At 71.6% G+C, this 18,619-nt stretch carries 16 protein-coding genes; 9 read left to right on the top strand and 7 right to left on the bottom strand.

Annotation, left to right across the window (positions count from 1 at the left end):
* The first annotated feature begins 6 nt into the window (after window positions 1-6).
* Genes nuoL through ACRAKJ_RS39645 form a run of 4 tightly spaced genes read left to right on the top strand, consistent with a single transcriptional unit; the run spans window position 7 to window position 6,143 of the window.
* Window positions 7-1,941 carry an NADH-quinone oxidoreductase subunit L gene (gene nuoL, locus ACRAKJ_RS39660; protein ID WP_438924455.1) on the top strand — a complete coding sequence of 645 codons (1,935 nt, stop codon included), beginning with the start codon at window positions 7-9 and terminating at the stop codon, window positions 1,939-1,941.
* On the top strand, window positions 1,938-3,500 hold the full coding sequence (locus ACRAKJ_RS39655) for an NADH-quinone oxidoreductase subunit M (RefSeq protein WP_438924456.1): 1,563 nt from the start codon (window positions 1,938-1,940) through the stop codon (window positions 3,498-3,500). The genes nuoL and ACRAKJ_RS39655 overlap by 4 nt, the downstream gene beginning before the upstream one ends.
* A 1-nt stretch (window position 3,501) precedes the next feature.
* The gene (gene nuoN, locus ACRAKJ_RS39650; RefSeq protein WP_438924457.1) at window positions 3,502-5,121 is read left to right on the top strand and encodes an NADH-quinone oxidoreductase subunit NuoN; all 1,620 of its coding nucleotides are present in this window, start codon (window positions 3,502-3,504) and stop codon (window positions 5,119-5,121) included.
* 20 nt (window positions 5,122-5,141) lie between these two features.
* Entirely contained in the window at window positions 5,142-6,143 is a 1,002-nt protein-coding gene (locus ACRAKJ_RS39645) for a polyprenyl synthetase family protein (protein ID WP_438924458.1), read from the top strand.
* A gap of 139 nt (window positions 6,144-6,282) precedes the next feature.
* Here the strand turns inward: ACRAKJ_RS39645 and rarD are convergent, their stop codons facing one another.
* Entirely contained in the window at window positions 6,283-7,197 is a 915-nt protein-coding gene (gene rarD / locus ACRAKJ_RS39640) for an EamA family transporter RarD (RefSeq protein WP_438924459.1), read from the bottom strand.
* A 196-nt stretch (window positions 7,198-7,393) separates the two neighbouring features.
* On the opposite strand from rarD, the gene ACRAKJ_RS39635 reads away from it, so the two are divergent.
* Window positions 7,394-9,811 (top strand): sunset domain-containing protein, encoded by a 2,418-nt coding sequence (locus ACRAKJ_RS39635; protein WP_438924460.1) that lies wholly within the window; start codon window positions 7,394-7,396, stop codon window positions 9,809-9,811.
* 79 nt (window positions 9,812-9,890) lie between these two features.
* On the opposite strand, the gene ACRAKJ_RS39630 is transcribed toward ACRAKJ_RS39635, so the two are convergent.
* From ACRAKJ_RS39630 to ACRAKJ_RS39615, 4 genes are all read right to left on the bottom strand, one after another.
* A complete protein-coding gene (locus tag ACRAKJ_RS39630) occupies window positions 9,891-10,946 on the bottom strand; it encodes a thiamine pyrophosphate-dependent enzyme (protein ID WP_438924461.1) in 1,056 nt (351 codons plus the stop codon).
* On the bottom strand, window positions 10,943-12,826 hold the full coding sequence (locus ACRAKJ_RS39625; protein WP_438924462.1) for a 2-oxoacid:acceptor oxidoreductase subunit alpha: 1,884 nt from the start codon (window positions 12,824-12,826) through the stop codon (window positions 10,943-10,945). The genes ACRAKJ_RS39630 and ACRAKJ_RS39625 overlap by 4 nt, the downstream gene beginning before the upstream one ends.
* Before the next feature lie 193 nt (window positions 12,827-13,019).
* Window positions 13,020-13,787: an enoyl-CoA hydratase gene (locus ACRAKJ_RS39620; protein ID WP_438924463.1), complete on the bottom strand. Its 768-nt coding sequence runs from the start codon at window positions 13,785-13,787 to the stop codon at window positions 13,020-13,022.
* A 35-nt stretch (window positions 13,788-13,822) separates the two neighbouring features.
* Window positions 13,823-14,263, bottom strand: a complete 441-nt coding sequence (locus ACRAKJ_RS39615) for an AsnC family transcriptional regulator (RefSeq protein WP_438924464.1) — start codon at window positions 14,261-14,263, stop codon at window positions 13,823-13,825.
* A 74-nt stretch (window positions 14,264-14,337) separates the two neighbouring features.
* Between ACRAKJ_RS39615 and ddaH the strand changes: the two genes are divergently transcribed.
* The gene (gene ddaH, locus ACRAKJ_RS39610; protein WP_438924465.1) at window positions 14,338-15,216 is read left to right on the top strand and encodes a dimethylargininase; all 879 of its coding nucleotides are present in this window, start codon (window positions 14,338-14,340) and stop codon (window positions 15,214-15,216) included.
* A gap of 74 nt (window positions 15,217-15,290) precedes the next feature.
* Window positions 15,291-15,521 carry a DUF2188 domain-containing protein gene (locus ACRAKJ_RS39605; protein ID WP_438924466.1) on the top strand — a complete coding sequence of 77 codons (231 nt, stop codon included), beginning with the start codon at window positions 15,291-15,293 and terminating at the stop codon, window positions 15,519-15,521.
* A 71-nt stretch (window positions 15,522-15,592) separates the two neighbouring features.
* Here ACRAKJ_RS39605 and ACRAKJ_RS39600 read toward each other — a convergent pair whose 3' ends face one another.
* A complete protein-coding gene (locus ACRAKJ_RS39600) occupies window positions 15,593-16,162 on the bottom strand; it encodes a TIGR03086 family metal-binding protein (protein ID WP_438924467.1) in 570 nt (189 codons plus the stop codon).
* Between the two features lie 63 nt (window positions 16,163-16,225).
* Here ACRAKJ_RS39600 and ACRAKJ_RS39595 point away from each other — a divergent pair, with 63 nt between their 5' ends.
* Together ACRAKJ_RS39595 and ACRAKJ_RS39590 are read left to right on the top strand one after the other, a co-directional pair.
* Complete coding sequence (locus ACRAKJ_RS39595) at window positions 16,226-17,110, top strand: AraC family transcriptional regulator (protein ID WP_438924468.1); 885 nt, start codon at window positions 16,226-16,228, stop codon at window positions 17,108-17,110.
* A gap of 81 nt (window positions 17,111-17,191) precedes the next feature.
* Entirely contained in the window at window positions 17,192-17,335 is a 144-nt protein-coding gene (locus ACRAKJ_RS39590; RefSeq protein WP_438924469.1) for a hypothetical protein, read from the top strand.
* A 13-nt stretch (window positions 17,336-17,348) separates the two neighbouring features.
* Here ACRAKJ_RS39590 and ACRAKJ_RS39585 read toward each other — a convergent pair whose 3' ends face one another.
* On the bottom strand, window positions 17,349-18,386 hold the full coding sequence (locus ACRAKJ_RS39585; RefSeq protein ID WP_438924470.1) for a LysR family transcriptional regulator: 1,038 nt from the start codon (window positions 18,384-18,386) through the stop codon (window positions 17,349-17,351).
* Between the last annotated feature and the right edge of the window lie 233 nt (window positions 18,387-18,619).

Raw genomic sequence — 18,619 nt, 5'->3', positions numbered from 1 at the left:
TCACCGGTGACGGAACCTGTTGTCGCCAGCGGGATCGGGAGTCTCGCCTGGCTGTTGCTCGCCCTCCCGGCGTTCGGCGCGCTGGTGCTGCTCGTCGGTGGCAAGCGCACCGACAAGTGGGGCCACCTGCTGGGCTGCGCCACCGTGATCGCCGCGTTCGCGTACGGCGTCGCGCTGTTCTTCGACGTCCTGGGCCAGGGCCCGGAGAACCGCAGCACCGAGGTCCACCTGTTCGACTGGATCCCGGTCGAAGCGCTCGACGTGGAGTTCGGGCTGCGCCTCGACCCGCTGTCGCTGACGTTCGTGCTGCTGATCACCGGTGTCGGGTCGCTGATCCACGTCTACTCGATCGGCTACATGGCGCACGAGGCCGGGCGGCGGAGGTTCTTCGCCTACCTGAACCTCTTCGTCGCCGCGATGCTCCTGCTGGTGCTGGGCAACGGCTTCGTGACGCTGTACTTCGGCTGGGAGGGCGTGGGCCTCGCCTCCTACCTGCTCATCGGCTGGTACCAGCACAAGCCGGAGGCGGCGTCGGCCGCGAAGAAGGCGTTCCTGATGAACCGGGTCGGCGACCTGGGCCTCGCGATCGCCATCTTCATCATGTTCAAGGAGCTGGGCACCACCCAGTACACCGAGGTCTTCGCCCGCGTCGGCGAGCTGTCCTCGGCCGAGGTGCTGGCCATCACGCTCCTGCTGCTGCTCGGCGCGTGCGGCAAGTCCGGCCAGTTCCCGCTCCAGGCGTGGCTCCCCGACGCCATGGCCGGCCCCACGCCGGTCTCGGCCCTGATCCACGCGGCCACGATGGTGACCGCGGGCGTGTACCTCATCGCCCGCTCGAACCCGATCTACAACCTGTCCGAGGACGGGCGCCTCGTCGTCATGATCATCGGCGGGGTGACGCTGCTGATCGGCTGCGTCATCGGCTGCGCCTACGACGACTTCAAGAAGGTGCTGGCCTACTCGACGGTCAGCCAGATCGGCTACATGATCCTCGCCGTCGGCCTCGGCCCGATCGGCTACGCGCTGGGCATCATGCACCTGCTCACGCACGGCTTCTTCAAGGCGGGCCTCTTCCTCGGCGCCGGTTCGGTCATGCACGGCATGAACGACGAGGGCGACATCCGGCGGATGGGCGGCCTCGCGAAGAAGATGCCGATCACCTTCGTCACCTGGGGGCTCGGCTACCTGGCCCTGATCGGCTTCCCGTTCCTGTCCGGCTACTTCTCCAAGGACGCCATCATCGCGGCGGCGTTCAGCATGGAGGGGTGGCGCGGCTGGGTCTTCGGCGGCGTGGCCGCCCTGGGCGCGGGCATCACCGCCTTCTACATGACCCGCCTGCTGATCCTGGTCTTCCTGGGCAAGCCCCGGTACACCGAGCTGAAGTCGGCCGACGGCCGCGAGTACCACCCGCACGAGTCGCCGCTGTCGATGACGGTGCCGATGATCGTGCTGGCGTTCGGTTCGGTCGGCGCGGGCTTCTTCTTCGAGTCGGACCACAACCTCGCGGGCTGGCTCACCCCGTCCCTGGGCGAGCTGCGGGAGCAGCACGGCGTGCTGGACCACGGCGTGGTCAACTTCCTGGTGCTCGGCCTGTCCGCGCTCGGCGTGCTGGTCGCCTACCTGCTGTTCGGCCGCAAGCCGCAGCCGGTGGAGCGCCCGCTGCGGGTGTCGTTCCCGGTCCGCGCCGCGCGCAACGACCTGTACGGCAACGCGCTCAACGAGGCGCTGTTCGCGCGGCCGGGCACCTGGCTCACCCGCGCGCTGGTGTTCGTGGACAACAAGGGCGTCGACGGCCTGGTGAACGGGTCGGCGGCGCTGCTCGGAGGTAGCTCGGGCCGGCTGCGCAGGTTGCAGACCGGGTTCGTGCGCTCGTACGCGCTCTCCATGCTCCTGGGTGCGGTCTTCGTCCTGGGCGCGCTGCTGATGGTGAGGTTCTCGTGAGCTGGGTGCTGATCGCGCTCCTCGTGCTGCCGCTGGCCGGCAGCCTCGTGGTGGCGCTCCTGCGGCGCAACGACCGCGTCGCCAAGCTGGTCGCGCTGGCGTTCTCGCTGGTCGAACTGGTGCTCGCGGTGCTCGCGTGGACCGCGTTCGACCCGGGTGGTGACCGGCTCCAGCTGACCAGCTCGGCGGACTGGATCCCCTCGCTGGGCGTGCACCTGTCGTTCGGCGTCGACGGCATCGCGCTGGTGATGATCGCGCTGATCGCCTTCCTGGTGCCGGTCGTCATCGGCGGCTCGTGGGCGGACAAGCTGCCCGAGGGCCGCAGCGCCGGCGGGTTCTTCGCGCTGCTGCTGGCGATGCAGACCGGCATGGTCGGCGTGTTCGCCGCCACCGACGTGTTCGTCTTCTACGTGTTCTTCGAGGCCGTGCTGGTCCCGATGTACTTCCTGATCGGCCGCTTCGGCGGGCCGAACCGGCAGTACGCGGCCATGAAGTTCTTCCTGTACTCGCTGCTCGGCGGCCTCATCATGCTGGCCTCCGTGATCGGCCTGTACGTGGTCAGCGCGGACAAGATCGGCCAGGGCACGTTCGACTGGGCGACCCTGGTCACGGTGACGCGGGAAGCCCCGCTGTCCACCCAGATCTGGCTGTTCCTCGGCTTCTTCATCGCCTTCGCGATCAAGGCGCCGCTGGTGCCGCTGCACACCTGGCTGCCCGACGCCGGCGCCGAGGCCCCGGTGGGCGCGGGCGTGCTGCTGGTCGGCATCCTGGACAAGATCGGCACGTTCGGCTTCCTGCGCTACTGCCTGCCGCTGTTCCCGGCGGCCAGCAAGGAGCTCGCGCCGGTCGTGCTGGTCCTCGCCGTGGTCGGCATCCTGTACGGCTCGCTGCTCGCCGTCGGCCAGTCCGACATGAAGCGGTTCGTGGCCTACACCTCGATCGCGCACTTCGGCTTCATCGCGCTGGGCATCTTCGCGTTCAGCTCGCAGGCCGGCACGGGCGCGGTGCTCTACATGGTCAACCACGGCATCTCGACCGGCATGCTGTTCCTGGTCGTCGGCATGGTGATGGCCCGCGGCGGGTCGCGCCTGATCGAGGACTACGGCGGCATGGCCAAGCTCACCCCGGTGCTCGGCGGCCTGTTCTTCGTGGCGGGCCTGTCGTCGCTGGCGCTGCCCGGCACCAACTCGTTCGTCTCCGAGTTCCTGGTGCTGATCGGCTCCTACCCGAACGAGCCGGTCTACACGATCCTGGCCGCCGTCGGCATGGTGCTCGCCGCGCTGTACGTGCTGTGGCTGTACCAGCGGGTCTTCCAGGGCCCGGTGCGCGGCACGGCGCTGGTCGACCTGGCCGGCGGACCCGGTGCGGCGGTCGACCCGGAGCGCGCCACCGTGCCCGACCTGAACAAGCGCGAGCTGGCCGTGCTCGCACCGCTCGTGGCGCTGATCTTGGTGCTCGGCTTCTACCCGAAGCCGGTGTTGGACGTGATCACCCCGTCCGTCGGGGCGACGCTCAGCGAGGTCGGGGTGGCCGACCCGGTCGCGCAGGAAGGCAAGTGACGTGACGACGTTCCTCTCGCAGGTGGAGCGGCTGCAAGCCCCGGAGATCGACTACGGGGCCGTCGCGCCGTTGCTGATCGTGCTGGGCGCGGCCTGCCTCAGCGTGCTGGTCGAGGCGTTCCTGCCGAAGGCGCAGCGCTGGGGCAGCCAGGTCGTGCTGGTCCTGCTCACGCTGGCCGCCGCGGGCGTCTCGCTGGTCTTCTACGGGCTGGCCGACGACACCCCGGAGCAGGGCGAGACCACGTTCTCCGGCACGATCTCGGTCGACCAGCCGGTGGTGTTCCTGTGGGGGACGCTGCTGATGCTCGGCCTGGCCTCGGTGCTGCTGATCGCGGACCGGTCCGTGGAGCCCGGCGGCGCGTTCGTGCCCGAGGGCTCGGCGGGCGGCGGCCTGCCCGGCGGCGCCGACGCGGTCCACAAGACCACCGGGCGCGCGGCGGCGGCCGTGCTGACCCGGGAGCAGGCGAGCCGCTTCGGGATGCAGACCGAGGTGTTCCCGCTGACGCTGTTCGCGCTCGGCGGCATGATGGTCTTCGTCGCGGCGAACGACCTGCTCACCATGTTCATCGCGCTGGAAGTGCTGTCGCTGCCGCTGTACCTGATGTGCGGCCTGGCCCGCCGCCGCCGCCTGCTGTCGCAGGAGGCCGCGGTGAAGTACTTCCTGCTCGGCGCGTTCGCGTCGGCGTTCTTCCTCTACGGCGTGGCCCTGCTCTACGGCTACGCGGGCTCGGTGAAGCTCGCCGACATCGCGAGCGCCACCACGGCCACCGACCGGTCCGACACGCTGCTCTACGCGGGCTTCGGCCTGCTCGTCGTCGGCCTGCTGTTCAAGGCGTCGGTCGGCCCGTTCCACGCCTGGACCCCCGACGTGTACCAGGGTTCGCCCACGCCGGTCACGGCGTTCATGGCGGCCTGCACGAAGGTCGCCGCGTTCGGCGGCATCCTGCGCGTCCTCTACGGCGCGTTCGAGGGCTCCAGCTGGGAGTGGGAGGGCGTCCTGTGGGGCGTCGCCGTCGTCTCCATGTTCGTGGGCGCGATCATCGGCCTGACCCAGACCGACGTGAAGCGCATGGTCGCCTACTCGTCGGTGGCGCACGCGGGCTTCCTGCTGGTCGGCGCGATCGCGCTGAACCCCGAGGGCCTGTCGGGCACGATGTTCTACCTGCTGGCCTACGGCTTCACGACGATCGCCGTGTTCGGCGTCATCAGCCTGGTCCGCAACGCCGACGGCGAGGCCACCCACCTGTCCCAGTGGGCGGGGCTGGCCAAGCGGTCGCCGGTGCTCGCGGCCGTGTTCACGTTCCTGCTGCTCGCCCTGGCCGGCCTGCCGCTGACCAGCGGTTTCGTCGGCAAGTTCGTGGTGTTCGCGGCGGCCGTGGAGGCGGGCATGACGCCGCTCGTGGTGCTCGCCCTGGTGGCCAGCGCCATCGCGGCGTTCTTCTACCTGCGGGTGATCGTGCTCATGTACTTCAGCGAGCCGGCCGCCGACGGCCCCGCGGTGAGCGTGCCCGGCGCGTTCACCACGATGGCCATCACCCTGGGCACCGCGGTGACCCTCGCGCTCGGCGTCTACCCGACCCCCGCCCTCGAATGGGCGGGTGCCGGCGCGTTCATCTTCTAGTGGTACGTAGGCTCTGAGGCGTGACCAGTAGCGAGCGGGCGGGGACGGGGTTCCGGTTTGCGGACCCCGTGCTCGCGGAGTTGGTTCAGGGCGGCCTCGACGAGGTGGAGGAGCTGCTGCGCAAGGTCGTGCGCAGCGAGTTCCACCCGGTGATGGAGACCTCCCTGCACCTGGTCGACGCGGGCGGCAAGCGCATCCGCCCGCTGTTCACCATCCTGTCCGCGCAGTTCGGCAGCACCTGGGACCGCGAGAACGTGGTCAAGGCGGCGGCGGTGGTGGAGCTGACCCACCTGGCCACCCTCTACCACGACGACGTGATGGACGAGGCCACGATGCGCCGCGGCGCGGAGTCGGCCAACGCCAAGTGGGACAACAGCATCGCCATCCTCACCGGCGACTACCTGTTCGCGCACGCGTCGGCGCTGGTGGCGGACCTGGGCACGGGGGCGGCCCGGATCATCGCGGAGACGTTCTCCGAGCTGGTGACCGGCCAGATGCGCGAGACGATGGGTCCGCGCGAGGGCGAGGACCCGGTCGCCCACTACCTGACCACGATCGCCGAGAAGACCGGGTCGCTGATCGCCACCGCCGCCCGCTTCGGCGCGATGTTCTCCGACGTGACCCCCGAGCAGGTCGACGCGCTGCGCGCCTACGGCGACGTCATCGGGGCGGCGTTCCAGATCTCCGACGACGTCATCGACATCGCCTCGCCGTCGGAGGAGTCGGGCAAGACGCCGGGCACCGACCTGCGCGAGGGCGTGAAGACGCTGCCCATGCTCTACGCCCTGGAGGACGAGCCGGGTTCCCGGCTGGCCGCCCTGCTCGCCGGACCCGTCGAGGACGACGGCGAGGTGCTGGAGGCGCTGGAGCTGCTGCGGGCCTCCAACGGGCTGGCGCGGGCGCGCAAGACGCTCGACGAGTACGCCGAGCGGGCCCGGGGCCTGCTGCACGTGCTGCCGCCGGGCACCGCGCGGGACGCGCTGGAGTCCGTCAGCGAGTACGTGGTCACCCGCTCGCACTGAATTGGATTGCCGCTGCTCCGCAGGCGGCGGGCTCGGCCGCCTGGAGTCGGCCCATCGGGACGTGTTCCGGAAAAATCGAAGGGCGTGATTTTTCCGGAACGCGGCCCGACAGGCCGACGCGGCCTCGCGTGGTGGGAGTTCAGTGAGCGGGGCGCTTGCGGCTGTTGCGCAGGGTGTCCGCGGTGAAGACCAGCAGGGCCAGCCAGACCAGGGCGAAGCCGAACCAGCGCGACGCGGGCATCGGCTCGTGCACCACGAACACGCCCCAGGCGAACTGGAGCACCGGCGTCAGGTACTGGAGCATCCCCATCGTGATCAGCGGCACGCGCCGCGCACCCGCGCCGAACATGATCAGCGGGACCGCGGTGACCACGCCGGACGAGACGAGCCACAGCGCGTGTGCCCAGCCCCCGTCGTGGAACGTCCCGGCGTTGCCGAGCAGGAGCAGGTAGCCGACCGCGACCGGCGTGAGCACCATGCTCTCCGCGGTGAGGCTGGCCGTCGCGTCCAGCGGCACCGTCTTCTTCAGCAGCCCGTAGAGGCCGAACGAGCAGGCCAGCACCAGCGACATCCACGGCGGCCTGCCGTAGTCGACGGCCAGCACGACGACGGCGGCGACCGCGATCACCAGCGCGGCGCCCTGGGCCAGGCGCAGCCGCTCCCGCAGCACGAACACCCCGAGCAGCACGCTGACCAGGGGGTTGATGAAGTAGCCGAGGGCGGCCTCGACGACGTGCCGCGTGTTGACCGCGTGGATGTAGACGCCCCAGTTGACCGCGATCAGCGCCGACGCGGCGGTGACCATGAGCCAGCCGCGCGCGGACAGCCGGCGGATGCCCGCCCAACGGCCGAGGACGGCGGTGACGGCCACCATGAACACCAGCGACCAGGCGATCCGGTGCGCGAGGACCTCCACCGACCCGGCCGGCTGGAGCAGCGGCCAGTAGGCGGGCACCATGCCCCAGAGGAGGTAGGCGCCGGCACCGAGGGCGATCCCCTTGTTCGTCTGGTCGACACCCGCCTGACCAGTGGCGGAGTTCGTCAACGGTGGCACGGGGAGTACTGTACGCCGACCGTTTTGGCTGGTCGGTTGCTCCGAACGGCCCAGTGTCACACACTGGGCACAGGTCCGGCCGGCCCCACGCGCCGGAGCGGCGCGTCAGGGTAGTTTTGCACCGCTTCCCCAACCGGGTGAAGGCCCGGAAGCGGAGCGTGTCGGGGCGTGACAAGCAGCAGTGGGAGGGTCTCCCGTGAGTTCGCTCTTCGGGCAGGTGTGGCTGTGGAGCCTGCTGTCCTTCGTGGCAGGTGTCGCACTGACCTGGCTCGTCCTGGTGCGCCCGGCCAAGAAGGAGCTGGAGGACCTGGAGGAGCGCCTCCTCACGTCGCCGCGCCCGGCCCCGTCGTCCGCGCCCAAGGCCGCGCGCGACGAGTTCGACAGCTGGCACGTCGAGGCGTCCCGGTCGCTGTCGGACGTGCAGCCGGTCGTCACCGAGCAGCCGCGCTTCGACGCCGAGCAGCCGCGCTTCGACCAGCCCGAACCGGTGGAGCACTCCCGTGAGGACCCGCCGCGCTACGACGTGGCGAACATGAAGCTCGACAAGCGCGACGAGCTGCTGGAGGAGCTGGACGACGAGCACCGGCCGCTGTCGGACTTCGAGGAGTCGCACGACTTCCCGGAGTTCGAGGAGGAGCGCCCGCGCAGCCTGTTCGACCGCCTGGGCAGCGGGGCCGACACCCACGAGACGCTGGAGCCGAAGCCCCGGCCGCACGACCAGCCGGTGCAGGCGCAGTCCGTGCAGGCCCAGTCGGTGCAGGCCCAGCCCGCGACCCGGGTGGTGCCCCAGCCGTTCCCGCGCGCCGAGCGCTCGCGCCCGGACGACGAGCCGGAGCTGCCCGCCGAGGAGACCAACCTGCTGCCGGCCGTGCCCGCCGCGCCGGTCGCCGAGGTCGCGCCGCGCCGCGAGGAGCCGACCGCGCCGCCGGAGGTGCAGGCGTTCCACCCGCGCGAGGTGTGGCGCGACGAGCCCGTCCGGGAGGTCTACCAGGACGAGGTGACCGAGGGTCGCGAGGAGGAGGACGAGCCGGAGCGCAGGGCCGCCGAGGAGACCGCCCTCATCCCGGCCACCGCCCTGGCCGAGGCCATCGCCGAGGTGGACCGCGGTGAGTCGCGCGAGGAGCCCCAGGTCTGGCCCGAGCACGACCTGACCGGCCACTTCCAGCCGGTGAACGTGCCCGAGGAGGGCCCGCGGACCGAGGTCATGAGGCCCGTCCGGCCCGAGACCACCGAGCCGGTCACGACGACGCTGCCCGAGGTCCGGGACGAGGACGACGAGCCCCGCAACGGTGCCCTGACCCCGTTCGCCGACGACCGGGCCGACGCGGGCCGGGGCGACCCGGGCCGAACCGGTGCGGGCTGGGGCGACGCGGGCCGGGCTGAAGAGGACCGTTCTTCCGGCGGCCGGACGCTCGCCGACCACCAGCTCGCCGACGAGCAGTTCTTCGCCCACCTCCAGGGCGGTGGCGACCGGCACTCCACCGAGCGCCCGGCCGTCGAGCCCGCCGCCGAGCAGCCGACCACCGAGCAGCCGACCACCGAGCAGCCCGTCGTCGAGTCGCCCGCCGTTGAGCGGCCCGCCGTCGAGCGGTTCGCCGTCGAGCGGTCCGCTTTCGAGCCGCCTGCCCCCGAGCGGTCCGCTTTCGAGCCGCCTGCCCCCGAGCGGTCCGCTTTCGAACCGCCTGCTTTCGAGCCGCCCGTTGCCGAGCAGCCGCCCGCCGTCGAGCAGACCGCCGTCACCCATGCCGCCGTCGAGCGCCCCGCCGTCGAGCGTCCCAGGGCTGAGCGTCCTGCCGTCGAGCACCCCGTGGCCGAGCCGCCCGCCGCCGTCGAGCAGACGGCCGAGGTGCCGTTCGAGCCCACGTTCGTCGAGTCGGCCGAACCCCTCGTCAGGCCGGCGCGCCCCGAGCCCGAGCCGGTGGCGGCCGAGCCGGAGCCCCGGGTCGACGTGCCGTTCGAGCCGACGTTCGTCGACTCCGGCGAGCCGCTGGTGGTCCGCAGCGCCGAACCCGAGCCGGCACCCGCGCCCGCGCCGAAGAAGGACGGCCCGGTCCGGCCGCGCAGCCTGTTCGAGCCGCTGGTCACCACGGACGACGAGCTGCCCGAGACGACCCGCCCGACCCCGCCGCCGACGCCGGGCGGCGACCAGCCGTTCGTGCCCACGCTCGCGCCCGAGCTGCTGGCGGCCACGAACCAGCAGAGCACCAACCCCGCCGGCCTGCCGCAGCGCCCCACCCGCCAGTCGGGCGAACGGCGCTCGACGCCGCCCCCGCTGTCCGCGCCCAAGCCGGCCGCCCCGACCCCGCCGCGCCCGGTCCGCCCGCGCCCGGTCGGGTTCAGCCCGAGCACCGGCGGCCGGCCCGCCCCGAGCGCCGGCAGCACCCGGTACCGCGACCAGGAGGAGGGCTTCAACCCGCGCTCCCCGTTCGGCCCGGGTTCGGTGCTGCCCAAGTCCGACGGCATGGCCCCGGCCCCCGAGTTCCAGGTGAAGGCCACCCTGACGGGTCGCCGCTACTTCACCAACGGCTCGGCGAACTTCCGCGAGACCCGCGCCGACGTCTGGTTCCGCACGACGTCCGACGCCGAGAAGGCGGGTTTCCGCGAGGCGCCCTGATCCGCCCGGCGAAGCGGAAGACCCCTGTTCCGGGAGGCGGAACAGGGGTCTTCCGACGATCGGGGGTCGAGCGCGGGGATCAGCCGGCGACGGTCCAGGTGTCCTTGCCGCGCAGCAGCGCCGCCAGGTCCGGCTCCTTCGCCGCCTTGGCCTGCTCGACCTGCTCGCGGGCCGCGTCGTCGTAGGTGGTGCGGGCGGTGTTGCGGAACACGCCGGTCACGGTGTGCCGCAGGTCCTGCGTCGAGAGCCGGGACAGCGCGAACGACAGGTTCAGGTCGGACGCGTCGTGCACGACGATCTCGGACGGCTCGACCTCGGAGGTCTTGGCCACGGCGAGCCCGAAGCCCTCGCGGACCACGGCGTACTCGCCGCCGCCGAAGGTGATCGGCTGCCCGTCGACGACGTTGATGATCCGCTGGGACGCCTCGTCGGCGTCCTTGAGCACGTCGAACGCGCCGTCGTTGAAGATCGGGCAGTTCTGGTAGATCTCCACCAGCGCCGTCCCGCGGTGCTCGGCGGCCTGCCGCAGCACCTCGGTCAGCCCGGCCCGGTCGGAGTCGACCGCGCGACCCACGAACGTGGCCTCCGCGCCCAGCGCCAGCGACACCGGGTTGAACGGGTGGTCCAGCGACCCCTGCGGCGTGGACTTGGTGACCTTGCCCGCCTCGGAGGTGGGCGAGTACTGGCCCTTGGTCAGGCCGTAGATCCGGTTGTTGAACAGCAGGATCTTGAGGTTCACGTTGCGGCGCAGCGTGTGGATCAGGTGGTTGCCGCCGATGGACAGCGCGTCGCCGTCACCGGTCACCACCCACACCGACAGGTCCGGCCGCGCCACGGCGAGACCGGTCGCGATGGCCGGCGCGCGCCCGTGGATGGAGTGCATGCCGTAGGTGTTCATGTAGTACGGGAACCGCGACGAGCAGCCGATCCCGGACACGAACACGATGTTCTCGCGCTTGAGGCCCAGCGTGGGCAGGAAGGACTGCACGGCGTTGAGCACCACGTAGTCGCCGCAGCCGGGGCACCAGCGGACCTCCTGGTCCGACTTGTAGTCCTTGGCCTTCTGCGGCTCGTCGGAGGTGGGCACGCCCGCGAGGCCCCCCAGGCCAGGCAGGCCCAGATCCGTTGCGGTCATTCCGAAGCTCCCTTGATCACGTCGGCGAGCACGTCCTGAAGCTCCTCGGCCTTGAACGGCAGGCCCTGCACCTTGGTGTAGCTGATCGCGTCGACCAGGTACTTGGCGCGCAGCAGCAGCGCCAGCTGGCCGAGGTTCATCTCCGGGACGACGACCTTGTCGTAGCGGGCCAGCACCTCGCCGAGGTTGCGCGGGAACGGGTTGAGGTGCCGCAGGTGGGCGTGCGCCACGGGCATGCCGAGCTTGCGCACCCGCCGTGCCGCCGCGCCGATCGGGCCGTACGACGAGCCCCACCCGACGACGAGCACCCTGGCCTCGCCGGACGGGTCGTCGACCACGACGTCCGGCACCGCGATGCCGTCCACCTTGCGCTGGCGCAGCCGCACCATGTGGTCGTGGTTGGCCGGGTCGTAGGAGATGTTGCCGGTGCCGTCGGCCTTCTCCAGGCCGCCGATCCGGTGCTGGAGGCCCGGCGTGCCCGGCACCGCCCACGGGCGGGCCAGCGTCTCCGGGTCGCGCAGGTAGGGCCAGAACTCGCCGTCCGGGCCGTTGGGCTCGGTGGCGAACGCCACGGACAGGTCCGGCAGGTCCTCGACGTCCGGGATGAGCCACGGCTCGGAGCCGTTGGCGATGGCCCCGTCGGACAGCAGCAGCACCGGCGTCCGGTAGACCAGCGCGATCCGCGCGGCCTCCAGGGCGGCGTCGAAGCAGTCCGCCGGCGACTGCGGCGCGATGACCGGCACCGGCGACTCGCCGTTGCGGCCGTACATCGCTTGGAGCAGGTCGGCCTGCTCGGTCTTGGTGGGCAGGCCGGTGGACGGGCCACCGCGCTGCACGTCGATGACGATCAGCGGCAGCTCGGTCATCACGGCCAGGCCGATGGTCTCGGACTTGAGCGCGATGCCGGGACCGGACGTGCTGGTCACGCCGAGCGCGCCGCCGTACGAGGCGCCGAGCGCCGCGCCGATGCCCGCGATCTCGTCCTCGGCCTGGAGGGTGGTGATGCCGAACTGCTTGTGCCGGGACAGCTCGTGCAGGACGTCCGAGGCGGGCGTGATCGGGTAGGTGCCCAGCACGACGGGCAGGCCGGACCGCTGACCGGCGGCGACGATGCCGTAGGCGAGCGCGGTGTTGCCGGTGATCTGGCGGTACGTGCCCTCGTTGAGCTTGGCGGGGGCGACCTGGAACGTGACGGCGAACGACTCGGTGGTCTCGCCGTAGTTCCAGCCCGCCCGGAACGCCAGCACGTTGGCCTCGGCGATGTCGGGCTTCTTGGCGAACTTCTCGCGCAGGAACCGCTCGGTGCCCTCGGTGGGCCGGTGGTACATCCAGGACAGCAGGCCGAGGGCGAACATGTTCTTCGCCCGTTCCGCGTCCTTCTTGCCCAGGCCGGTGTTCTCCAGGGCGCCGATCGTCAGGGTGGCCATGGCCACCTTGTGCACCTGGTACGCCTCCAGGGAGCCGTCCTCCAGCGGGTCGGCCGCGTAGCCGACCTTCACCAGGTTGCGCTTGGTGAACTCGTCGGTGTTGACGATCAGCGTGCCGCCCTTGGGCAGGTCGCCGATGTTCGCCTTGAGCGCCGCCGGGTTCATCGCCACGAGCACGTCGGGGCGGTCGCCGGGGGTGAGGATGTCGTAGTCGGCGAAGTGCAGCTGGAAGCTGGACACGCCGGGCAGGGTGCCCTGTGGCGCCCGGATCTCGGCCGGGAAGTTGGGCAGGGTCGCGAGGTCGTTGCCGAAGGCGGCGGCCTCGGAGGTGAACCGGTCACCCGTCAGCTGCATGCCGTCGCCGGAGTCGCCGGCGAACCGGATCACCACGCGGTCGAGCTTGCGGACCTCCGCACCACCTGGCGCGGCGCCGTTACCAACGTCGGTAGTCATGTCCTGGGCCGATCCCTTTCCTCACACCCGCTAGGGGCTGGTGCCCCTCCCCCTCTTCGAGGGTAGTCGTGCCCGGCCTCGAACCGGTCTTCGCCGTACCACGCTGCGGGACAAGTGGTCCCACCAGGTGCAACCCGTCGCGAACAGAGGGACTTTTCCTACACCTGACGGTAACTGTTACTTGGAGTCGCAGCTACCTCCGGTCGGCGCCGCTGATCCTGGCCTTCACCGCCGCCAGCTTCGCCTGGAACTCCGGGGTGCCGATCGAGGCCGACTGGGGCACCAGCTCGGCGTCCACCGCCCGCGCGTGCTCGTCCATCGCCGCGGTGCTCCGCATGGTGGACTTGGTGGTCCGCACCAGGTCGCGCGGCGCGTCGGCCGCGGCGCCCGCCAGCGCGACCGCCGACGCCACCAGCTCGTCGTGGCCGCCGTCCACGCGGTCCCAGGCCAGCCCCCGCGCCACCGCGGCGTCCGCGTCGAGGACCTGGCCGAGGAGCGTCATCGCGGTCGCCGTCTGCGGGCCGACGAGGCGCTGCAGCATCCACGTCATGCCGCCGCCCGGGTGGATGCCCAGTTGCAGGAACCGGGCGTCGAACCTCGCCGCCGGGCCCACCAACCGCACGTCGCAGGCCAGCGCCAGGTTCAGCCCGGCGCCGACCGCCGCCCCGCCGACGGCCGCGATCGTGGGCAGCGAGCAGCCCGCCACCGCGAGGAACCCGGCGTAGATGCGGCGCAGGCCCTCCTCGCGCGCCTCGCCGAGCGCCGTCAGGTCCGCGCCCGCGCAGAACGCCGGGGGAGCGCCGGTGACGACCACGGCGTGCACGCCGTCGTCCCGCTCGCACTCCTCGACCGCGCGGACGAGCCGGTCGGACAGGTCGAGCGTGAGCGCGTTGCGCCGCTCGGGGTCGTGCACGGTGACGACCGCGACGCGGCCCTCGCGCGCCAGCAGTACTTCGGCCATGCCGCCGACTCTAGGGGGCCGCCCCCCGGCGCGGGTCAGGGTGCCGGCGGCCGGTCCAGCAGGCGCGACAGCACCACCGTCGACACGGTCCGCTCGATCATCTCCACCGCCCGCAGCCGCTCCAGCGCCGTCTCCAGGTGGTGGATGTTCGCCGCGCGCAGGTGCACTATCGCGTCCGCCGCGCCCGACACCGTGTAGGCGGCCATCACCTCGGCCATCGGTTCGAGCCGCTGCTGGATGTCGTGCGGCGCCACGTTGCCCCGGCAGTGCACCTCGACGAACGCCTCCGTGCCCCAGCCGAGCTGCTCCGGGTCGACGACCGCCGTGAAGCCGCGCAGCACGCCCGTGTCCAGCAGCTTGTCGACCCGCCGCTTCACCGCGGGAGCGGACAGGCCCACCTCCTTGCCGATGTCGGCGTAGCTGGAGCGCGCGTTGGCCATGAGGCACGAAATGATCCGCTGGTCGATCGAGTCCACACGCAACATACTGCCCTAAGAGACGCAATATCGCGGCGTTGTTCGCTGGTCAGAAGGCCATCTACATTTCGATTATGACTTCGGTTTCCCTCGTGGGTCCCGGCGACGAGCCGATCGTGCTGGACGTGGCGGAGCCGGCCGCGCCGCTCCGCGTGCCGACCACCCGCCGGTACCTGATGTGCCCGCCCGAGCACTTCGCGGTGGAGTACACGATCAACCCGTGGATGGACCCCACCCGGCCCGTCAGCACGGCGCTGGCCATGGCGCAGTGGACGGAGCTGAAGGAGACCTACGAGCGCCTCGGCCACCGCGTCGAGGTCATCGACCCCGTCCCCGGCCTGCCCGACATGGTGTTCTCGGCCAACTCGGGCACCGTCGTCGACGGCCGGGTCCTGGGCTCCCGCTTCCGGGCGCCCCAGCGCGCCGCCGAGGCCGACCACTTCCGCCGCTGGTTCCTGGAGAACGGGTACCGGTCCGTGGTCATGCCGGAGCGCACCAACGAGGCCGAGGGCGACCTCGCCTGGACCGGCCGCTACCTGCTCGCCGGCACGGGCTTCCGCACCGACCCCCTGGCCCACTCGGAGGCGCAGGAGGTGCTGGGCGTGCCGGTCGTCTCCCTCCAGCTCACCGACCCCCGCTACTACCACCTGGACGTGGCCCTGTTCGTCCTGGCGGACGACCTGGTCGCCTACTACCCGGACGCCTTCTCCCCCGGCAGCCGCCAGGTCCTCCGCCGCCTGTTCCCGGACGCGGTGATCGCGACCGAGGCCGACGCGGCGTGCCTCGGTCTCAACGCGGTCTCGGACGGTCGCAACGTGGTCCTGCCGGTGGAGGCGACCCACCTGGCGGACCAGGTTGCCCGCCGCGGCTTCGAGCCGCACTTCGTGGACATCTCGGAACTCCGCAAGTCGGGCGGCGGGCCGAAGTGCTGCACGATGGAGCTGCGGGACTGATTCGTTCGGTGCCGATGTGTAGGCGTCGCTCGAAATGACCACCCCATCGGGTGAACTCCGAGGAGGTGCTGAACATGGCTCAGGGCGACGTGGAGACCTACCACGAAGACGGCCGCTGGAAGAACAAGGTCGAGGGCAACGAGCGCGCGTCCCACACCTACGCCACCAAGGCCGAGGCGCAGGCCGAAGGCCGCCTGATGGCCCAGGAGCGCGGCGTGGAGCACGTCATCAAGAACCTGGACGGCAGGATCGCGGAGAAGAACACCTACCCCCGCGAGCGCGACCCGAACCCGCCCGCGGGCTGAGCCGGGTCGACCGCGTCGAAGGCCCCGGTGACCGGTTCGGGTCACCGGGGCCTCCGACGCGCGGGGGTGGGTCAGGGCTTGCGGCCGGTCAGGCCGAGCACGCGGTGCAGGAGCGGGGCGTCGTCGGGCACCGGGACCTCCGGCCCGTAGATGCCCATGTCCCTGCCCATCCGCGCGGTCGGCACGAGGCCCTGGTGGACGTGCTCCAGCAGGTCCTCGTCCCACACCGGGTGCTGGTCGGTCGCCTGCGCCAGGTCCCAGGTGTGCACGACCACCTCGCCGAGCACCATGCCGCCGACCACCGCCGCGGGCATCTCGTGCGGACCGCCCATGCGCGTCGTCCCCTCCCACGCCCCCGGCGCGGCCCACGCGTCGGCGAGGGCGCGCCACCGGGTGCTCAGCTCCGCCGCCCAGTCCCCGGTGGTCAGGTCGACGTCGGACTCGGCCCCCGCCGGCGGGGGCACCAGCTCCTTGCGCCCGGCCGCCTCCAGGGACGGCCCCCAGAACAGCAGGTGGTTCACGAGGGCTCGGACGTCGAACTCGGCGCACGGCGTGCGCGCGTCGAGCTGCGCGGGCCCGACGCCCTCGACGACGCCCAACGCGGTCGTCACTGCTCGGCTGATCAACTGCTCACGGGACATGCGGCACACCGTAGGGAGAGCCGCCCCGGGGTGTCTTGAACAAAGGCGACATACGCTCGCGCCGTGACCGCGGTGGGGGAGCAGGGCCGGGACCAGGAGCAGGGCCGGGACCAGGAGCAGCGCCGGGGCCGGGAACAGGGCCGGGAGCAGGAACGGGGTCGGGACGAGCGCGAGCTGGCGTGGCGCCGTCACCAGAGCCACGAGTTCCACGCGCCCTCGCCCGACCTGGCGCCGCACGTCGCCCGCTACTGGGCCGTCGAGTGGTCCTACGAGCGGCCGTACCGGCAGCTGATCGTGCCCTACCCGAACGTCCAGCTCAGCTTCCGCGCCGGCCGCGCCGAGGTGCACGGCGTGTGCGGCGGCCACGTGGTCAAGGACCTCGACGGCACGGGCCGCGCGTTCGGCGTCGCGTTCCGCCCCGGCGCGTTCCGGCCGTTCCTCGGCGCCCCGGTCCAGTCCATCACCGACCGCACCGTCCCGGCGTCCGAGGTCTTCGGCGACGCCTTCCGGGACCTGCCCGAGGACCCCGGCGCGCCCGACGTCGAGGACGCCCTGCGCCGCGTCCTGCCCGACCCGGACCCGAGGTCGCGCGAGGCGGTCGGGATCGTCGACCTGATCGCCGGGAACCCGCGCGTCACGCGCGTCGACGTCCTGGCGACCGAGCTGGGCACCACCGTCCGCGGCCTCCAGCGCCTCTTCGCGGATCACGTGGGAGTGACCCCCAAGTGGGTGATCCGCCGCTATCGCCTGCACGAGGTCACCCAGCGCATGGCCGAGGGCGGCCGGATCGACTGGGCGGCCCTGGCGGCGGACCTCGGCTACGCCGACCAACCCCACTTCGTCCGCGACTTCACGGCGATGACCGGCGAGACACCGACCCGGTACGCGGCGCGCTACGGCACCCCCGCCGAGGGGGCCGGCGACGACCGCGGCAGCCGTCACCCGTAGGGCTGAGCGGTCTGGCGCGAAGGGCCCCGGTGGTGTTCCGATCGACGGCACTCGCTGTCGACCAAGGTAGGGAGCGCGCCCATGAACGAGCTCGACGCCCAGCGCCCGTCACCTCACCCGCAGCACGAGGAGGAGCCCGCACAGCGGCGGGCGCGGGAGGCCCCCGAGCGGCTCTCCGGGCTGGAGTGGCTGGCCCGGCAGGCGAAGCGCAGGCAGCCCCGCTAGTCGGCCCGGGCCGCTAGTCGGCCACCTCGCGCTGGAACGCGGCCCACAGCAGGTTCAACGGGTGGTCGGACGGGAACTTCGCCCGCTCCTCCTTGCGGGCGAAGACCCCGACCAGCCGCTCCAGCTGCGGCTTCCGGTCGTTCTTCAGCTCGACCACGCGCAGGCCCGAACCCTCGCGCAGGTCGCCGTTCGCGGCGACCACGCCGAGGCCCGAGGTGACGATCATGCAGCCCTCGACGAGCCCCGACCGCAGCAGCGACATGCCGTACTGGATCTCGTCGATCTCCGCCGCGATGTCCAGCTCGTTGCGGTAGTCCGGCCCGAACCAGCCGCGCAGGAACTCGGCGATCAGGCCGTCACCCGGCACGACCAGGGGCAGCTTCGGCAGCTCGCCGGTGCCGACGCGGCCCGGCAACCGGTGCTCGGGGAGGTTCGTGAGCAGCGCCAACCCGCCCCGCCGCCACTCGATGACGTCGAAGTCGTCGAACCCGGTGCTCCGCCCTGCGGGCGTCACCACGCTCCCGCACACGATGTCGACCTCCTTGGACCCCAGCGAGGTCCAGATGTCCTTCGTGCGGATGTGCACGACCTTCAGCTCGACGTCCCGCCGGCGGAAGTCGTCGGCCACGTGGTGCCACGCCTTGGCCAGCGGGTCGAGCATGAACCGGGTGGTGCCCACGGTCAGCGTGGTGCCGAGCTTGCGCCGGCACTCGTGAATCGAATCGAGCCACTCCGTCAACGTGGTGCGCGCCAATTCGACCAGTGCCTCGCCGGTCGGTGTGATCAGCACGTCTTTTCCACGTCCCTGCTTGACGACCAGCGGCTCGCCGCACAGCGACTTGAAGTTGCGGTTGAGCGTGTCGACCTGCTTCTGCACGCTGGACTGCTCGCGGCCGAGGACCCGGGCCGCGCGCAGCGCCGACCGCGTCTCGTACACCGCGATCAAGGTCCTGAGCTGGTCCAACGTGGTGTCCAGCAGCAGCGGCGAGGTGTGCAGGAGTCTGCTGAGCCGGGTGCCGGCGGGCAGGAGCAGCTGTGCCGAGGTCGACATGCAGGGCCTCTCGGGTCGGGACGTGGTGTTCTACTGATTAGTTGTACTGAACTTGGCCACAGTTCGTGGTGAAATTATCCGAAGATCTTGGCCTTATCCCTGGACAGCTATGCGCGATCCGTAAGAGACTTCTGCCGCAACCAGGTGCTTGTTCACGTGGGGGCAATCAGGGGGGTATTGGGGGGTTGGGGGCCCGCCGGGCGGCAGCTCGGCGGGCCCCCACGTATTAGCCT

This window comes from Saccharothrix sp. DSM 118769, assembly GCF_052936295.1.
Note: the sequence above shows the minus strand (reverse complement) of the source record. Positions and strands in the feature narration are given on the sequence as shown.